Raw genomic sequence first — 15478 nt, 5'->3', positions numbered from 1 at the left:
TTGATCCAGTGGGTCCAGCGCACCCACAGCGGATGCCGCCACACCGCGACCCGCCCGCCGGGCAGCGGGCGGTCGGCCCTTGGGTCTTCAGGCGTCTTGGGCGGCGGATGATCAGTCATACGGTCTCGCGGGGACGAAGGCTGTCACGAACCGGGAACGGCGCCAACGCGCAGGACCCTCTTCTTCCAGCAGAGGGTTGACGGAAATTAGGCCGTCCGCCGTCGGCGACCGGCGAGACCGTTTTCACGTCCTAGGTCCCTGTGATCGGCGGTCTCACTGGCTCGGCGCGCAGGCCGAGCGGACGCCGGCCTGGCAGGCGGCGACGCGACGGCGCCAGTCGGCCTGGTCGCGTTCATACTGGGCCTGGGCCGCCTGCGACGCGCGCAGGTCCGCCTCATAGTTGGCCTGGGCCGTGGCGGCGGCGGACGCGGCGGCGGCATGGGCCGTGGCGGCGGCCTCATATTTGGCCTGGGCGGCCGCATAGTCGGCGGCGTCGGCCCGCTCCTGGGCCTCGGCGCGATCGTTGCGGGCGGCGATCTCGGCGTTCAGCGAGGCCGTCTGAGCCAGTTCGGTCGGGTCCTGCTGGGCGTCCGGCGCGCGGTGGTAGGCTTCGCCGCGCGCGCGCAGCCAGGCCTCCAGTTCGACCGGATCGGTCGGGGCGTAGGGATCGACCGCCTTGGAGACGATTCCCGGCGTGGTCGTGGTCGCGGGCGACGTCGTGGTCTGGGCCGCGGCCGGAGCGGCGGCGATCAGAACGGCGGCGAGGACGGAAAGACGGACCATCGGAAGACTCCCTGTTGGTGCGACGGCTTGCACCTCATGGCGTATCGCCCCAGTCAACGCCTTTCCCCAGCAAAGGTCGAGGCGCCGCTTTACGGACGACGCGGTTCGTCTAATCATCGGCCGTCATGATGTTGTCGACCTCCATCGGCGCCTTTCCCGTCCCTGCGGACGTGGCCGTGCGCCTGCCGAAGGTGCCCAACCTTCCCGATCCGCGCGCGCCCGACGTCGGCCGCCAGACCGAGGAGTTCCGGGGGTGGCTGAAATCCTCGCCCGAACACATGGTCTCGTACGAGCGCCTGCGCCGCTGGCAGGTGGTTCAGGACGAACTGGCCCGCCTGGCCAGGAAGGAAGGCCGCGCCTTCGTCGTCAGCGACGACGGCCTGGATTAGAGCGGCAGCCGCAGCTCGAACACCGCCCCGTCCGGTCCCGACGCCGCCAGCCGCAGGTCGCCGCCGTGGCCCGCCGCCAGTTCGCGCGAAATGGTCAGGCCCAGACCCGTGCCGTCCGAGGTCCGGCCGCTGACGAAGGGTTCAAACAGCCGTTCGGCCAGACGCGGCGGTATGCCCGGCCCGTCATCGGCGATGCGGATCACGGCCAGGGCGCCGTCCGTTTCAGCCGTCACATGGACGACGCCCCGCCCCTGCCGGGCGGGCGGACGCAGGGCGTCGGTCTCGATCGCCTGACGGGCGTTGCGCATCAGATTGACCAGGATGCGGTGCAACTGGTCCGGGTCGGCCTGGATCGCGAACCGCGCGGGCAGCCGCTTCTCCAGCCGCACGCCGGACGCGTCCAGCCCCGCGTCCTCGGCCGCCAGGGTCAGGGCGCCGGCCAGGGCGACCTTGGCCGCCTGGGGCGCCGGCTCCTCGCTTCGGCCGTACTCCAGCACATTGCGCGACAGGGCGGCGGCGCGGCCCAGGGCGCGTTCCAGGCGCGGCAAGGCCTTGGCCACCGTCGGATCGGCCGAACCCGCCAGACGCTCGGACGCCATCTGGGCCGAGGTCAGCATGTTGCGCAGGTCGTGGTTGATCTTGGCCACCGCCTCGCCCAGGGCCGCCAGCCGGGCGCGCGAGCGCAGGGCATGGCGCACCTCGTCCTGCATGACCGCCAGTTCGCGCTCGACGCGGCCGATCTCGTCGTGACGATCCGACGGCGTCTCGGCCGGGCTTTCGGGATCGGCGGCGAACCGTTCGATGGAGCGGGTCACGCGCCGCAGCGGCTGCAGCACCAGATAGCTGAGACCGGCGTACAGCAGACCGCCCGCCACGATGGCGATCAGCAGCGAAGCCAACAGGCTGTTCAGCAGAAAGGCCCTCAGCTCGACCTTCAGCGGCTCGGCCGGGGTCAGGATCTCGATGAAGTCGCCCGAGCGGTAGCGCGGCCGCGCCTGCACCCGGATCGACCGGTCGGGGTGGCCGAACAGAGTGCGCCACGGGTCCAGCGCCCGCGCGCCGGGCGTATCGCGCCTCAGATCGATCAGGTCGGGCGCGCGCGGCAGGTTGGGGGCCTGAAGCAGCAGGCGCCGCACCCCCTGTTCGCCCACGACCACGGCCTGGACCCCGCCGATCCGCATCAGCTCGGCCGCCGTCTCGTCCTCGACGGCGCTGTAGGGCAGGGCCTCGACGCCGACCGAGGCCAGCTCGGCCGCCTGCAGCCGGTCGCGCAGCCACCGTTCGTGGAAGGACGCGGCGCTGGGCATGACGATCAACAGCTCGACCGCCACGGTGAAGACCGCCGTCAGCGCCAACAGCCGCGACGACATGCCGTCCGGCGGATGCGGCCGCCAGCCCGGCGGCAGCAGGTTCAGGCGTTCGCGGATGCGGGCCGCCAGGATGTTCACGCCGCCGCCTCCCGCCGCTTGCGCCAGTTCTGCCACAGCTTGATGAACAGCGGCAGCAACAGCGACAGGAAGGCCACCCCCATCAACGGCCAGAAGAACTGCCGCACCAGGGTCTCCAGGTCGGGCCGCACGCCCGCCCGCATCATCTCGCCCAGCTTGGAGCCGATCCAGGTGTAGATGGTGGTCGAGGGCAGCAGCCCCAGGAAGGTCGCGACGATGTAGGGCTTCAGCGGCGCGGCCACCATGCCGGCGGCGGCGTTGATCAGGACGAAGGGCACGCTGGGGATGACGCGCAGGGTGAACAGGGTGACGAAGGCGTTGCGGTCGATGCCGGTGGTGATCCGATCCATGATCCCGGCGTCGGCCTTGAACTTGGCCCTCAGCCAGGTGCCCAGCGCCGTGCGGTAGACCAGATAGATGACGATGGAGCCGAGCGTGGCGCCCGTCGACTGGGCCAGCGCTCCGACCCAAGGCCCGAACATCATTCCGCCCAGCAGCGTCAGGAAGACCGGTCCCGGAATCGTCGAGGCCGTAGCCAGGGCATAGACCAGGATGAAGCCGATCAGCGCCTGCCAATAATGTTCGCGCGCATAGGCCTGAAGGCTCAGCCCGTGCTCGCGGATCATCTCCATCGACAGATAGCGGTTCAGCCCCAGGGCGAAGAAGACCACGACCAGTCCCGCGATGACGCCGAGCGGCAGAAGGCGGATCGCCCATTCCTTCGCCGACCGTTTCGCCATGCTTGAAGTCGTCCTTGTCCGTTCGCGCGGCTTGACGCCCGCGCCTTCGCCCCTTATACGCCCGCCCTTCCTGCGGCGGACGTGTTTCGACCCGCCGTGCCACACTTTTATTTCGGAGCCGACCGTGAAGCGGACCTATCAGCCGTCGCGACTCGTGCGCAAGCGCCGTCACGGCTTCCGTTCGCGGATGGCCACCAAGAACGGACAGAAGATCGTCGCCCGCCGCCGCGCCAAGGGCCGCAAGCGCCTGACGGCCTGATCGGCCGCGTCCTGAAAGGGACGCCGCGATGACGACTTCCCTCAAGCTTTTGCGCCTGACCCGGCGGCCCCAGTTCCTGGCGGCCGCCAAAGGCGTTTCCCTGGCGCGCGGCGCCGTGCTGATCCAGCAGTTGGATCGGCAGGACGGCGACCCGGCCATCCGCCTGGGCTTCACCGCCACCAAGAAGATCGGCGGGGCCGTGACGCGCAACCGCGCCAAGCGCCGCCTGCGCGAGGCCGCACGGGCGCTGACGCCCGTCCATGGGCGGCCCGGCTGCGACTATGTGTTCATCGCGCGCAGCGGCACGGCCGAGCGGGCGTGGGACCGTTTGCTTGACGATGTGAAATCGACCCTTACAAGGCTGGCGACCCCGCGCGCGGCCTCCCATGTGGAAGGCCCGACCGTGACCCCCGCCGACCACCCCGGCCAGGACCGCTGACCCGATGCAGAATCAAGACTCCCGCAACACGATCCTCTTCTTCGTGTGCGCCGCGGTGATCATGGGCTTCTACATGTTCTTCGTGATGGAGCCGCAGGCCCAGCGCCGTCGCGCCGCCCAGGCCGAGGCCGCCGCCGCCCAGGTCGAAAAGGCCGGCGACCATCCGACCGCCGCCTCCGCCCCGCCGGAACAGGTCTTCACCACCGACCGCGCCCAGGCCCTGGGCCGCGCGGCCCGCGTGCCGATCGAAAGCCCGACCGTGAAGGGTTCGCTGTCGCTGCTGGGCGGCCGCGTCGACGACCTGTTCCTGGTCCGCTATCGCGAGACCATCGCCAAGGACAGCCCGCCGGTCGAACTGTTCCGTCCAGCCGGGATGGAGCACGCCTATTTCGCCCAATTCGGCTGGACCGGCGCCAATGTGCCGGGCGGCGTTCCGGGACCGAACACCCTGTGGCGGTTGACCGGCGGCTCCACCCTGACGCCGTCGACGCCGGTGACCCTGACCTGGGACAACGCCAACGGCCTGCGCTTCACCCGCGTGATCGCGCTGGACAACCAATATCTGTTCACCGTCACCGACACGGTCGCCAACCTGGGGACCCAGGCCATCAGCATCGCCCCCTACGGCCGGGTCGAGCGCCAGGGCGTGCCGCCGGGCCTGGGCCGCGACATGATCCTGCACGAAGGCGCCATCGGCACCTTCAGCCGCGGCGACGGCTTCATCACCGAGCAGCACAAATACAAGGACTGGGCCAAGAAGCCGCGCATCGACCACGACACCACCGGCGGCTGGCTGGGCATCACCGACAAATACTGGCTGGCGGCCCTGATCCCCGACCAGTCCGAACCGGTCCAGGCCGGTTTCCGCGTCCGCGCCCGGGGCGAGACCCAGGTGCAGGAGGCCTCGATGCTGGGCGCCGCGCGCGTCATCAATCCCGGCCGCCAGATCACCGAAACCCAGCGCCTGTTCGCCGGGGCCAAGCGCAGCGAAGTGCTCAAGAGCTATGAGGACAGCCTGAACCTGCCGCGCTTCATCTACGCCATCGACTGGGGGATGCTGTGGTTCCTGACCCGGCCGATCTTCATGGTGGTGGAGTTCTTCTTCGGCCTCTTGGGCAATTTCGGCCTGGCCATCCTGGCCCTGACCGTGGTGGTCAAGCTGATCATGTTCCCCCTGGCCAACAAGGCCTATGAGAGCATGTCCAAGATGCGCAAGCTCCAGCCCAAGATGGAGGAGCTGAAGAAGAAGTACGAAGGCGACCAGCAGAAGCAGCAGGTCGAGCTGATGGCGCTCTATCAGAAGGAGAAGATCAATCCCCTGGCCGGCTGTCTGCCGATCCTGGTCCAGATTCCGGTCTTCTACGCCCTGTACAAGGTGCTGTTCGTCACCATCGAGATGCGCCACGCGCCCTTCTTCGGCTGGATCCAGGATCTGTCGGCGCGCGACCCGTCCAACATCTGGACCCTGTTCGGCCTGATCCCGTGGGACCCGGGTTCGGTCCCGCTGATCGGCGGCCTGTTGGTCGGCATGCTGGGCCTGGGCGTCCTGCCGATCTTCTACGGCCTGACCATGTGGCTGCAGCAGGCGATGAACCCGCCCGCGCCCGATCCGGTCCAGCGCCAGATCTTCCAGATGATGCCGATCATCTTCACCTTCATCATGGCCCCGTTCGCGGCGGGTCTGCTGGTCTATTGGGCGTGGAACAACATCCTGTCGATCATCCAGCAGTATTTCATCATGCACCGCTTCGGCGCCGAGAATCCGATCGACGACTTCATCGCCCGCATCCGCAAGAAAGCCGCCTGATTTGGCTTGCCGCCCGTCCTTGTCCGAAAACCGGCGACCCCTTTTCGGGGGCGGGCTTTGATGGACGACTTCACCCCCGAGGAGATCGAGGCGGCGCGGGTGCTGTTCCAGCGCCAGGCGACCTTCGTCATGGGGGCCGCCAAGATCGAGCAACTGCCCGATCCCGACCTGCCCGAGATCGCCTTCGCCGGCCGCTCCAACGTCGGCAAGTCCAGCCTGATCAACGGCCTGGTCGGCATGAACAAACTGGCCCGCGCCTCGAACGAGCCGGGCCGCACGCGTGAGGTCAACTTCTTCGACCTGGACGGCAGGATGCGTCTGGTCGACCTGCCCGGCTACGGCTGGGCCAAGGCGTCAAAGGCCACGGTGAAGAAATTCCAGGACCTGGGCCGCGACTATCTGCGCGGCCGGGTGACGCTGAAGCGGGTCTATCTGCTGATCGACGCCCGCCACGGTCTGAAGGCGGTGGACGCCGAGGCCCTGGACGCGCTGGACCTGGCCGCCGTCAGCTATCAGATCGTTCTGACCAAGGCCGACAAGATCAAGCCGCACGAGGCCCTCAAGACCGCCGAGGCGACCTTGAAGGCGATCTCCAAACGCCCCGCGGCCTATCCCGCCGTGGCCGTGACCTCGGCGGAAAAGGGAACCGGCCTGCCCGAGCTGCGGGCCGAGATCATGCGCACCTGCGGCGTGACCCTCTGACGCGGGTCGAACGCCCGCCTCACCGCCCCTCGGAACGGGGCGGCGCGTTCTTCACATAGGCGTCCAGCCAGCGGACCATCTCCCACAGGGTGTGGCCGACCGATTCCCGCGCGCGATAGCCGTGCGCCTCCAGCGGCAGGACGACATAGCGGACGGTCGCCCCATTGCCCTTCAGCGCGGCATAGAAGCGTTCGGTCTGGACCGGGAAGGTGCCCTGGTTGTCGTCGGCCTCGCCGTGGATCAGCAGGATCGGCTCATTGACCTTGTCGGCGAAGGCGAAGGGCGACATGGCGTCATAGACCTCGGGCGCCTCCCAATAGGTCCGCTGTTCGGACTGGAAGCCGAACGGCGTCAGGGTGCGGTTATAGGCCCCCGACCGGGCGATGCCGGTGCGGAACAGATCGGTGTGGGCCAACAGATTGGCGGTCATGAAGGCGCCGTAGCTGTGCCCGCCGACGGCGATCCGGTCGGGATCGGCCACGCCCAGATCGACCACCGCCTTCACCGCCGCCTCGGCGTCGGCCGTCAACTGTTCGATATAGGTGTCGTTCGGCTCGGTCCCGTCGCGGCCGATGATCGGCATCGACGGATTGTCCAGCACCGCATAGCCCTGGGTCAGCAGGAACAGATGGCTGGCCCCGCCCGGCCGCACGAAGCGGTTGGCGGCGTCGACGACCTGGCCGGCCACGGCGGCGTCGGTGAACTCGGCCGGATAGGCCCACATCACCAGCGGCAACGGCCCGTCGCGATCCTTGTCGTAACCGGCGGGCAGATACAGATTCCCCGACAACCGCACCCCGTCGGCGCGGGCGTAGGTGATCAGTTGACGGGTCACGCCCGCCAGTTGCGGCGCCGGGTCGGGAAAGCGGGTCAGGGCCTCGACGGTCTGGGCGTCCAGATCGCGCACGAACAGGTTCGGCGGATCGTCGCGGGTCTCGCGCCGGGTCACCAGGCGCCGCGCGCCGTCGTCCAGGACGCCGACGACGCTCTCATAGTCGCCGGACGCCGAGGTCCACAGACGCTCGCTCTGGCCCGTGGTCAGGTCCATGGCGGCCAGGAAGGGATATTCGCCCTGGCGCGTGGCCCCCGGCCCGGTCACCAGCACCCGCCCGTCGGCCGTGAACCGCATGACGGAAAACCCCTGGGCGTTCGGCTCGGTCAACGGCGAGCCGGGGTTGTTGTAGCGGTCCTGATAGTTGCGCTCCAGAAGCTGGCGGCCCTGGCCGGGGTGCGACGGATCGACGACCCAGCGCGTCTCGTGCCGGGTGTTGAACCAGCGGCTGTTGACCACGGCCGTGTCGGCGTCGCCCCAGACGACGCCCGCATACCGCTCGCTCAGGTCGATCAGGGTCGAGGGTGCGGCCGAGAAGGGCGCGGCCAGGGTGAAGACGCGGTCGCGCACGGCGCTCTCGGTGCGCGGATCGCCGCCGTCCTGGGCCTCGACCCAGGCCAGGGTCGCGGGCGCGTCGGCGCGCCACTGGACCGAACGCGGTCCCGGCGCCACGGCGTCGAAGGCCGTCGGCACATCGTCGCGCAGCGGCAGGTCGGCGACCCGGCGCACGATGCGCCCCTGAAGGTCGATCACATCGATCTCGGCCGGGAACAGACCGGCGGGGACGACGCGGCTGTAGGGCCGTTTGACGCGGGTGCGCAGCACATAACGCCCGTCCGGCGACACGCCCGCGCCCAGATAGACGGCCGGTTCACCCAGGGTCCGCGCCGCGCCGTTCAACGGCACGAGGGTCAGTTGCGAGGTGAAATAGTGGTCGAACAGGGCCTCGTCGCCCGCATCGTTCAGCAGGTCCTGATAGGTCCGCACCGGCGCCGCGCGGCCCATGCTTTCGGCCACGATCGGCCCGGCGGGCGGGCGGCTGACGTCGGGGGCCGCGCCACGGCCTTGCGGGACCATGCGCACGATCAGCCCGGCGCTGTCCGGCGACCAGTCGAAGGCCGCGCCCGAGGCGGCGTTGACGCGGGCGTCGGTCAGTTTGCGCGCCTGGCCCGAGGCGACGTCGACGACCCACAGCTCCAGCCCCGTCGGCGCGTCCATCAACAGGGCCACCGACCGGCCGTCCGGCGACCAGCCCGGCGACATGAAGCGCGCGTCGCGCGGCAGGATGACCGTGCGAACCGGTCCCCCGTCGACCGGTTGGAAGCCGAGACCGGTCAGCCAGCTCGTCCGGCTCTCGGCCGGGCCGTTGGTGCGCGGATTGATGCGATAGCCCGCCAGCCTCAGCATCGGCTCGGCCAGGTCGGCGATGCTCGGCAGGTCCGAACGTTCGTACAGGGCCAGGGTCGACCGATCCGGCGACAGGCTGGCCGTCGGCAGGGGCCGGGCGTCCAGGATGTCGGCGATCGGCGCCGGCGGCTGCTGATAGACGTTGGCCGCGGCTGGCGCGGTCCCGGATTGCGCCAGGGCCGGTCCCCCCGCGAGAAGCAATAGGGCGGAGACGGCGGCGGCGGTGCGGAACACGGTCTTCATCAGCGGTTTCCCAGGCTGTGAACGATCAGGGCGAAGGTCGAACGATGTCGGCGCCCATCAAACCCATCCGCACGCGGATTCACAACCCGCGCCGGGGCGCGACGGGCGACAAGGGCCAAATCGGAATGGAGAGATGGCGCACCCGACAGGATTCGAACCTGTGACCTCTGCCTTCGGAGGGCAGCACTCTATCCAGCTGAGCTACGGGTGCGTCCGTCGGCCGATCCGGCCGGGAGCAAGGGCCTTACAGCATGGTCGGGGCCGCCTCAATCCCCGTCGCCGACTTGGCGGGCCGCGCCGAACCCACTAGCGTTCGGCCGCTGTTCCCGATCGCCGCCCGGAGTGACCGATGCGCGCCCTTGTGATGTCCGCCCTGCTGTTCCTGGCCGCCTGCGCCTCGGTCCCGCCCCCGGCGCCGGCCGCCGACGGGCTGGACGCCGTCGCCCGCGACTATGTCGCCCTGATCCTGGAGCTGGGCGAACGCGAGGAAGGTTATGTCGACGCCTATTACGGGCCGCCCGAATGGCTGGCGGCGGCCAAGGCGAACCCGCGCACCGTTCCCCAACTGATCCAGGGCGCCGCCGCCCTGACCGCGCGCCTGAACGCCGTGCCGGATCGCGGGCTGGACGCCATGAGCCTGCAACGCAAGAAATACCTGCTGGCCCACGTCTCGGCCGCCGCCGCGCGCCTGCGCATGATCTCGGGCGAAAAAATGAGCTTCGCCGACGAGGCCGAGGCCCTGTTCGGCGTCCGGCCCGAGACGCCGCCCTTGAGCACCTATGACCCGGCCCTGGTCGAGCTGGACCGGCTGGTCCCCGGCACGGGACCGCTGGGCGACCGGGTGGCGGCCTTCCGCGCCCGTTTCGTCATTCCCAAGGACAGGCTGGACGTCGTCATGCGCGCCGCCATCGCCGAATGCCGCGCCCGCACCGCCCGCCACATCGACCTGCCCGCGAACGAGCGCTTCACCCTGGAGTTCGTGAACAACAAGCCGTGGTCGGGCTATAATTATTACAAGGGCGACGCCAACAGCCTGATCCAGATCAACACCGATCTGCCGATCTACATCGAGCGCGCCGTCGATCTGGGCTGCCACGAGGGCTATCCGGGCCACCACGTCTACAACGCCCTGTTGGAACAGACCTTCGTCAAGCAGCGGGGCTGGGTCGAGATGAGCGTCTATCCCCTCTATTCGCCGATGAGCCTGATCGCCGAGGGCAGCGCCAACTACGGCATCGACCTGGCCTTCCCCGGTCATGAGCGCACCGAATACGAGACCCGCGTCCTGTATCCGCTGGCGGGGCTGGACCCGGCCATGGCCGAGGACGGCGCGCATCTGCTGGCCCTGACCGACCGTCTGAAGCGGGCGGAATACACCATCGCCTCGGACTTCCTGGCCGGCCGCATCGACCGCGAGACGGCGCTGGACCAGCTTCAGAAATACGGTCTGTCCGACCGCGCCCGCGCGCGGCAGCGCCTCAGCTTCATCGAGACCTATCGCAGCTACATCATCAACTACGGTCTGGGCCGCGACATGGTGCGGGCCTGGGTCGAGCGTCAGGGACCGAACCCCTGGGACGGCATGGAGACCCTGCTGGCCAGCCAGACCCTGCCGACCGACCTGCTGCACTGAACGCCTTCCGGGCGGACGGCGGACAGGCTAGTCAGACGCCATGACCCAGGCCGCCTCTCCCCGCCCCCTCGACGGTGTTCGCGTGCTGGACCTGTCGCGGGTCCTGGCCGGGCCGTGGGCGACCCAAGCCCTGGCCGACCTGGGCGCCGAGGTGATCAAGATCGAGCGGCCGGGCGCGGGCGACGACACCCGCCTGTGGGGTCCGCCCTTCGCAACGACGACCGAGGGCGAGCGCGGCGACGCCGCCTATTTCTTCGCCGCCAACCGGGGCAAGCGTTCGGTCACTCTCGACATGGCCAACCCCGAGGGCGCCGAGATCATCCGCCGTCTGGCCGCCGACAGCCATGTGGTGGTCGAGAATTTCAAGGTCGGGGGCCTGAAGAAATACGGCCTGGACCACGCCGCCCTGTCGGCGATCAATCCGGCCCTGGTCTATTGCTCGATCACCGGCTTCGGCCAGGACGGGCCGGACGCGCCCCGCGCGGGCTACGACTATATGATCCAGGCCATGGGCGGGTTGATGTCTATCACCGGCCAACCCGACGGATCACCGGGCGCCGAGCCGATGAAGGTGGGCGTGGCGGTGGTGGACCTGTTCACCGGTCTCTATGCCTCCAACGCCATCCTGGCGGCCCTGCTGCGGGCGCGCGAGACGGGGGCGGGGGCGCATCTGGACATCGCCCTGTTCGACGTCCAGGCGGCCATGCTGGCCAATCAGGCGACCAACTTCTTCGTCAGCGGCCAGGCGCCGACCCGCATGGGCAACGCCCATCCCAACCTGTCGCCGTACCAGCCCTTCCCCTGTTCGGACGGCATGGTGGTGATCGCGGTCGGCAACGACGGCCAGTATCGCGCCCTGTGCGGCGCCCTGGGCGACGCCGCCCTGGGGACCGACGCCCGGTTCGAGACCAATGCCCGCCGGGTCGAGAACCGGACCCTGTTGTCGCCGCTGTTGGCCGGCCTGACGCGGCGTTTCGCCATGGCCGAGCTGATGCGGGCGCTGGAGACGGCGGGCGTGCCCTGCGGCCCGGTCAACACCGTCGATCAGGTCTTCGCCGAACGTCAGGCGATCCATCGCGGCCTGACCGTGGAGCAGCCGCGCGCCGATCTGGCGACGCCGATCCGCACCGTCGCCTCCCCGATCCGGGTCGATGGTCAGGCTTGCGTCCACCCGACCCCGCCCCCGGCCCTGGGCCAGGACACGGATGCGGTGCTGGGTGAACTGGGTCTGGACGTCGCCGCCCTGCGCGCGCGGGGCGTGGTCTAGATCAAGCCAGCCGCGCCGCGACCGCATCGGACGACATGATGTCGGGACCGACCCGCCAATCGATGAGTTTGAGACCCGCCACACGACCAAAGTGGCGGATATTGCTGGTCACCACGATCAGGTCCCTGGCCAGGGCTTGACCCGCGATCAGGGTGTCCAACGCCCCGATGGGACGGCCTTCTTTCGCCAGTTCGGCTCGAACCTGGGCGGCGCGGATCGCATCCTCGCCGGTGAACTCCAACGGCTCGAAGGATTCGGAGACGACCGCCAAGGCGTCAAGGTGTCGGTCGGGTCTCCGGCTGGCGACGGCGCCGGTGACCAGTTCGTGCAGGACAATGGACGACAGCCCCAGCGGCGTCGCCGAAAGCCGCGCCTGATCGAACCGGGCGCGCAGCTCAGCCTCTTCACCTCGCAAGAGACCGACGATGACGTCGCTGTCCAGAGAGAGCATCACCACTTTGCGGGCGGAGACGCGATCTCCTGTTCCGGCGGATCGGGAAAGGGATGGTCCGGGTCGGCCAGCCGATCGATTCTCGCCCACATGGCCTTAAGCTCGGCGGGGCTGACGCGATCTTCCGTCATCGGCTCCAGAATGACCCGCTCGCCTTCGCGATGAATGAGAACGGCCTTGCCGGAGAAGCGATAGGCCTTCGGCAGGCGCACCGCCTGACTTCCGCCATGAGTGAAAACGCGGGCCGTGTCCATGACGCCTTGATCACGCTTGGGCGCGGGCATGTCGCTCTCCGTATCTATAGGCATAGATACAAAATCTCTACGCATCGTTCAAGATTCAGCCCAACAGCCCCCGCCGCGCGGCCCACAGCACGAACAGGGTCGCGGCGGTGTAGGCGAAGAAGGCGTTGGTGGTCTGGCGCCGCAGCCTGATCAGTTCCGGCTCAACCGGCCGATGCCAACGTGACGCCCACAGCAGGTAGATCGCCTGGACCAACCAGCAGGCGAGGAAGGCGATCACCGCCCAGTGATGCAGGGCCAGCAGCGTCAGACCCGACGCCAACACCAGAACCGCCATGACCGACAGGATGGCGTCCGCCGTCTTCTCGGCGGGCGGCGTCTCCAGGAACGTCCCGAAGATCCGCTCCATCCGCCAGTTGATGATCGCCTGCCGGATCAGCACCACGCCCGCGAAGACGTAGAAGGCTCCAATGGCGCGCGCGATCCATTCCATGCGGAGAGCCTAGCTCTCAGCGCACATTCGGCCACTATCGGAGCCTGACGATCAGATGGCGATGATCGTGCAGAATCGCACCCTTTGGGCGTCAGCGAAGCTGCAGCGCTTCACCGATGGCCAACACCGACTGGGCAGGCCGCCCTCTTGGCCGACTGCCAAACAATCCGTGCACAGCTATCCCAACCGCCGATTTCATCTTCTTGGTGTTCACGAGATCATGCCCCGACGCCCGCGCGTGCATGATCAGCAATTGCTCCAACAGGTGCGACTGCCGTTTGAGTTTTGCCGTGTATGCATATCCGTCTCGTGACGCATGACGTTTGGCGAACAGCCAAACCTTCACCCGGCCTCGCCGCGCCAACGCTTTCGGCCAAACCTCTCGCTCGTTCCGCTGTGAAAAGAGTTCTGCCGAGAGACCCTGTTCGTGCGTCATGCCTATGTAGGCGATCCTGACGCGAGCACCGATGGAGGTCGCGATGATGTAGACCCCTGCTGCGTCGCACAGGTCGTCATCAGCCGCTGAGTCCCAGAGTCTGCCACGCCTCTCACGACAGACTCCACGTCCAACCTCGAAGGGGCCGAAGACCGTCCAAGGCTGCGCCGCCATCGCCCTTACAGGTCCAGCAGCGCCCGCTGCGGGTCTTCCAGCAGTTCCTTGATCCGCACCAGGAAGGTCACCGCCTCCTTGCCGTCGACGATGCGGTGATCGTAGCTGAGGGCCAGGTACATCATCGGGCGGATCTTGACCTCGCCGTTCACGGCCATCGGCCGCTGGACGATGTTGTGCATGCCCAGGATGCCCGACTGCGGCGCGTTCAGGATCGGCGTCGACATCAGCGAGCCGTAGGTGCCGCCGTTGGTGATGGTGAAGGTGCCACCCTGAAGCTGGTCCAGGGTCAGGGCGCCGTCGCGGGCCGCCTTGCCCAGGGCCGCGATGCCCTTTTCGATGCCCGCCAGCGACAGTTGGTCGGCGTCGCGCAGCACCGGCACGACCAGGCCCTTTTCGGTGCCGACGGCGATGCCGATGTCGTAGTGGTTCTTGTAGATGATGTCCGTGCCGTCGATCTCGGCGTTGACGGCCGGGATTTCATGCAGGGCCTGAACCACCGCCTTGGTGAAGAAGCTCATGAAGCCCAGCTTGACGCCGTGGCGCTTCTCGAACGTCTCCTTATAGGCGTTGCGCAGGGCCATGACCGCCGTCATGTCCACCTCGTTGAAGGTGGTCAGTTGGGCCGCCGTATTCTGCGATTCCTTCAGTCGGCGCGCGATGGTCTGGCGCAGGCGCGTCATCTTCACCCGCTCTTCACGCGGGGCCAGGGCGCGCGGCGCGGCCGGGGCGGCGGGGACCGGAGCAGCGGCGGGCGCGGGCGCGACGGCGGGGGCGGCGCCCACGGCGGCCAGGGCGTCGGCCTTGGTGATGTTGCCCTTGGGACCCGTGGCGGCGATGGCCTTGGGATCCAGGTTGTTCTCGGCCGCCACGCGGGCGACGGCGGGCGACAGGTGCGGCGCATCAGCCGACGGCGCGGCGGCGGGGACCGAAGCCAGAGCCGCGGCGGGGGCGTCGCCCCCCGAAGCCGCAGAGGCGGCGATGCTGCCGATCGACTGGCCGGGCTTGACGGTCGCGCCCGCGTCGGCGGCGATGGTCAGCACGCCCGAGGCGGGGGCCGAGACCTCGACGGCCACCTTGTCGGTCTCGATCTCGACCAGCAGTTCGTCCTTGGCGACGGTGTCGCCGGATTTCTTCTTCCAGGCGCCCATGGTCCCTTCGGCGACGCTCTCGCCCATGACCGGCACAGGAATGTCGACGACGGCGGCGGGCGCGTCAGCCTTGGGCGCGTCCGCCTTGGCGGCCTTGGCGGGTTTGGCGTCGGTCTTGGGCGCCGAGGCGGCCGCGCCTTCCGCCACCACGCCCAGCACGGCGCCCGGCGTCACGGTGTCGCCGGCGGCGAAGCGGATCTCGGCCAGCACGCCGTCGGCGGGCGAGACGACCTCCAGCGAGACCTTGTCGGTCTCCAGCTCGACCAGCAGTTCGTCCTTCCTCACCGGCTCGCCGGCCGCCTTGGTCCATTTGGCGATGGTGGCTTCGGTGACGGATTCGCCGAGAGCGGGGGTCAGGATGTCGGCCATGGGGTCAGGCTTTCGTTTGGGTCGTTGCAGCGTGTCTTGTCATCCCGGAAACGGCGCGAGCCGTCGTCCGGGATCAGGCGAAGGCTTCGGTCAGGAAGACGTTCAGTTCGTTCAGGTGGCGGCTCATCAGGCCCGAGGCGGTCGAGGCCGAGGCCGGGCGGCCGACATAGCGGGCGCGTTTGGCCTTGATGTCCAGCTTCTCCAGCGTCAGTT

17 protein-coding genes and 1 tRNA gene are annotated in these 15478 nt (G+C 68.7%); 7 read left to right on the top strand and 11 right to left on the bottom strand.

The genetic code is table 11. The features are described 5' to 3' along the window. Positions 1 to 273 precede the first annotated feature (273 nt). Entirely contained in the window at positions 274 to 783 is a 510-nt protein-coding gene (locus V7D63_RS11570; protein ID WP_333592432.1) for a cell wall hydrolase, read from the bottom strand. A 176-nt stretch (positions 784 to 959) separates the two neighbouring features. On the opposite strand from V7D63_RS11570, the gene V7D63_RS11565 reads away from it, so the two are divergent. Beyond that, the gene (locus V7D63_RS11565; protein ID WP_333592431.1) at positions 960 to 1172 is read left to right on the top strand and encodes a hypothetical protein; all 213 of its coding nucleotides are present in this window, start codon (positions 960 to 962) and stop codon (positions 1170 to 1172) included. Here V7D63_RS11565 and V7D63_RS11560 read toward each other — a convergent pair. Both V7D63_RS11560 and V7D63_RS11555 read right to left on the bottom strand, forming a co-directional pair. Next, positions 1169 to 2620, bottom strand: coding sequence for a sensor histidine kinase (locus V7D63_RS11560; protein WP_333592430.1), 1452 nt, complete (start codon positions 2618 to 2620; stop codon positions 1169 to 1171). The genes V7D63_RS11565 and V7D63_RS11560 overlap by 4 nt on opposite strands. Continuing rightward, complete coding sequence (locus tag V7D63_RS11555) at positions 2617 to 3360, bottom strand: TVP38/TMEM64 family protein (RefSeq protein ID WP_333592429.1); 744 nt, start codon at positions 3358 to 3360, stop codon at positions 2617 to 2619. The genes V7D63_RS11560 and V7D63_RS11555 overlap by 4 nt, the downstream gene beginning before the upstream one ends. Before the next feature lie 124 nt (positions 3361 to 3484). Between V7D63_RS11555 and rpmH the strand changes: the two genes are divergently transcribed. The 4 genes from rpmH to yihA are packed head-to-tail and all read left to right on the top strand — an operon-like array spanning position 3485 to position 6567. Continuing rightward, positions 3485 to 3619: a 50S ribosomal protein L34 gene (gene rpmH / locus V7D63_RS11550; RefSeq protein WP_003164000.1), complete on the top strand. Its 135-nt coding sequence runs from the start codon at positions 3485 to 3487 to the stop codon at positions 3617 to 3619. 28 nt (positions 3620 to 3647) lie between these two features. Beyond that, positions 3648 to 4058 (top strand): ribonuclease P protein component, encoded by a 411-nt coding sequence (rnpA, locus tag V7D63_RS11545; RefSeq protein WP_333592428.1) that lies wholly within the window; start codon positions 3648 to 3650, stop codon positions 4056 to 4058. 4 nt (positions 4059 to 4062) lie between these two features. Next, complete coding sequence (gene yidC, locus V7D63_RS11540) at positions 4063 to 5865, top strand: membrane protein insertase YidC (RefSeq protein WP_333592427.1); 1803 nt, start codon at positions 4063 to 4065, stop codon at positions 5863 to 5865. Positions 5866 to 5925: 60 nt separating this feature from the next. Further along, positions 5926 to 6567: a ribosome biogenesis GTP-binding protein YihA/YsxC gene (gene yihA, locus V7D63_RS11535; protein WP_333592426.1), complete on the top strand. Its 642-nt coding sequence runs from the start codon at positions 5926 to 5928 to the stop codon at positions 6565 to 6567. Positions 6568 to 6586: 19 nt separating this feature from the next. Here yihA and V7D63_RS11530 read toward each other — a convergent pair whose 3' ends face one another. After that, entirely contained in the window at positions 6587 to 9049 is a 2463-nt protein-coding gene (locus V7D63_RS11530) for an alpha/beta hydrolase family protein (RefSeq protein WP_333592425.1), read from the bottom strand. A gap of 134 nt (positions 9050 to 9183) precedes the next feature. After that, positions 9184 to 9260, bottom strand: a tRNA-Arg gene (locus tag V7D63_RS11525). Positions 9261 to 9398: 138 nt separating this feature from the next. Here V7D63_RS11525 and V7D63_RS11520 point away from each other — a divergent pair. Together V7D63_RS11520 and V7D63_RS11515 are read left to right on the top strand one after the other, a co-directional pair. After that, complete coding sequence (locus tag V7D63_RS11520; protein ID WP_333592424.1) at positions 9399 to 10682, top strand: hypothetical protein; 1284 nt, start codon at positions 9399 to 9401, stop codon at positions 10680 to 10682. 40 nt (positions 10683 to 10722) lie between these two features. Then, a complete protein-coding gene (locus V7D63_RS11515; protein WP_333592423.1) occupies positions 10723 to 11949 on the top strand; it encodes a CaiB/BaiF CoA transferase family protein in 1227 nt (408 codons plus the stop codon). Between the two features lies 1 nt (position 11950). Here the strand turns inward: V7D63_RS11515 and V7D63_RS11510 are convergent, their stop codons facing one another. From V7D63_RS11510 to V7D63_RS13460, 6 genes are all read right to left on the bottom strand, one after another. Next, positions 11951 to 12400 (bottom strand): type II toxin-antitoxin system VapC family toxin, encoded by a 450-nt coding sequence (locus tag V7D63_RS11510; protein ID WP_333592422.1) that lies wholly within the window; start codon positions 12398 to 12400, stop codon positions 11951 to 11953. Then, the gene (locus tag V7D63_RS11505; RefSeq protein ID WP_333592421.1) at positions 12400 to 12654 is read right to left on the bottom strand and encodes an antitoxin; all 255 of its coding nucleotides are present in this window, start codon (positions 12652 to 12654) and stop codon (positions 12400 to 12402) included. Before V7D63_RS11505 ends, V7D63_RS11510 begins: the two co-directional genes overlap by 1 nt. Positions 12655 to 12739: 85 nt before the next feature. Continuing rightward, entirely contained in the window at positions 12740 to 13135 is a 396-nt protein-coding gene (locus V7D63_RS11500) for a hypothetical protein (protein WP_333592420.1), read from the bottom strand. A gap of 91 nt (positions 13136 to 13226) precedes the next feature. Further along, entirely contained in the window at positions 13227 to 13481 is a 255-nt protein-coding gene (locus V7D63_RS11495) for a hypothetical protein (protein ID WP_333592419.1), read from the bottom strand. A 269-nt stretch (positions 13482 to 13750) separates the two neighbouring features. Further along, a complete protein-coding gene (gene odhB / locus V7D63_RS11490) occupies positions 13751 to 15265 on the bottom strand; it encodes a 2-oxoglutarate dehydrogenase complex dihydrolipoyllysine-residue succinyltransferase (protein ID WP_333592418.1) in 1515 nt (504 codons plus the stop codon). 73 nt (positions 15266 to 15338) lie between these two features. Then, positions 15339 to 15478, bottom strand: a 140-nt coding sequence (locus V7D63_RS13460) for a hypothetical protein (RefSeq protein ID WP_442882139.1), incomplete at its 5' end; no start/stop codon positions are given.

Origin of the sequence: Brevundimonas sp. (assembly GCF_036732845.1) — a bacterium.
Classification (GTDB): Bacteria; Pseudomonadota; Alphaproteobacteria; order Caulobacterales; family Caulobacteraceae; genus Brevundimonas.
The sequence above is the reverse complement of the archived record's forward strand: the minus strand, read 5'-3'. Positions and strand labels throughout refer to the sequence as shown.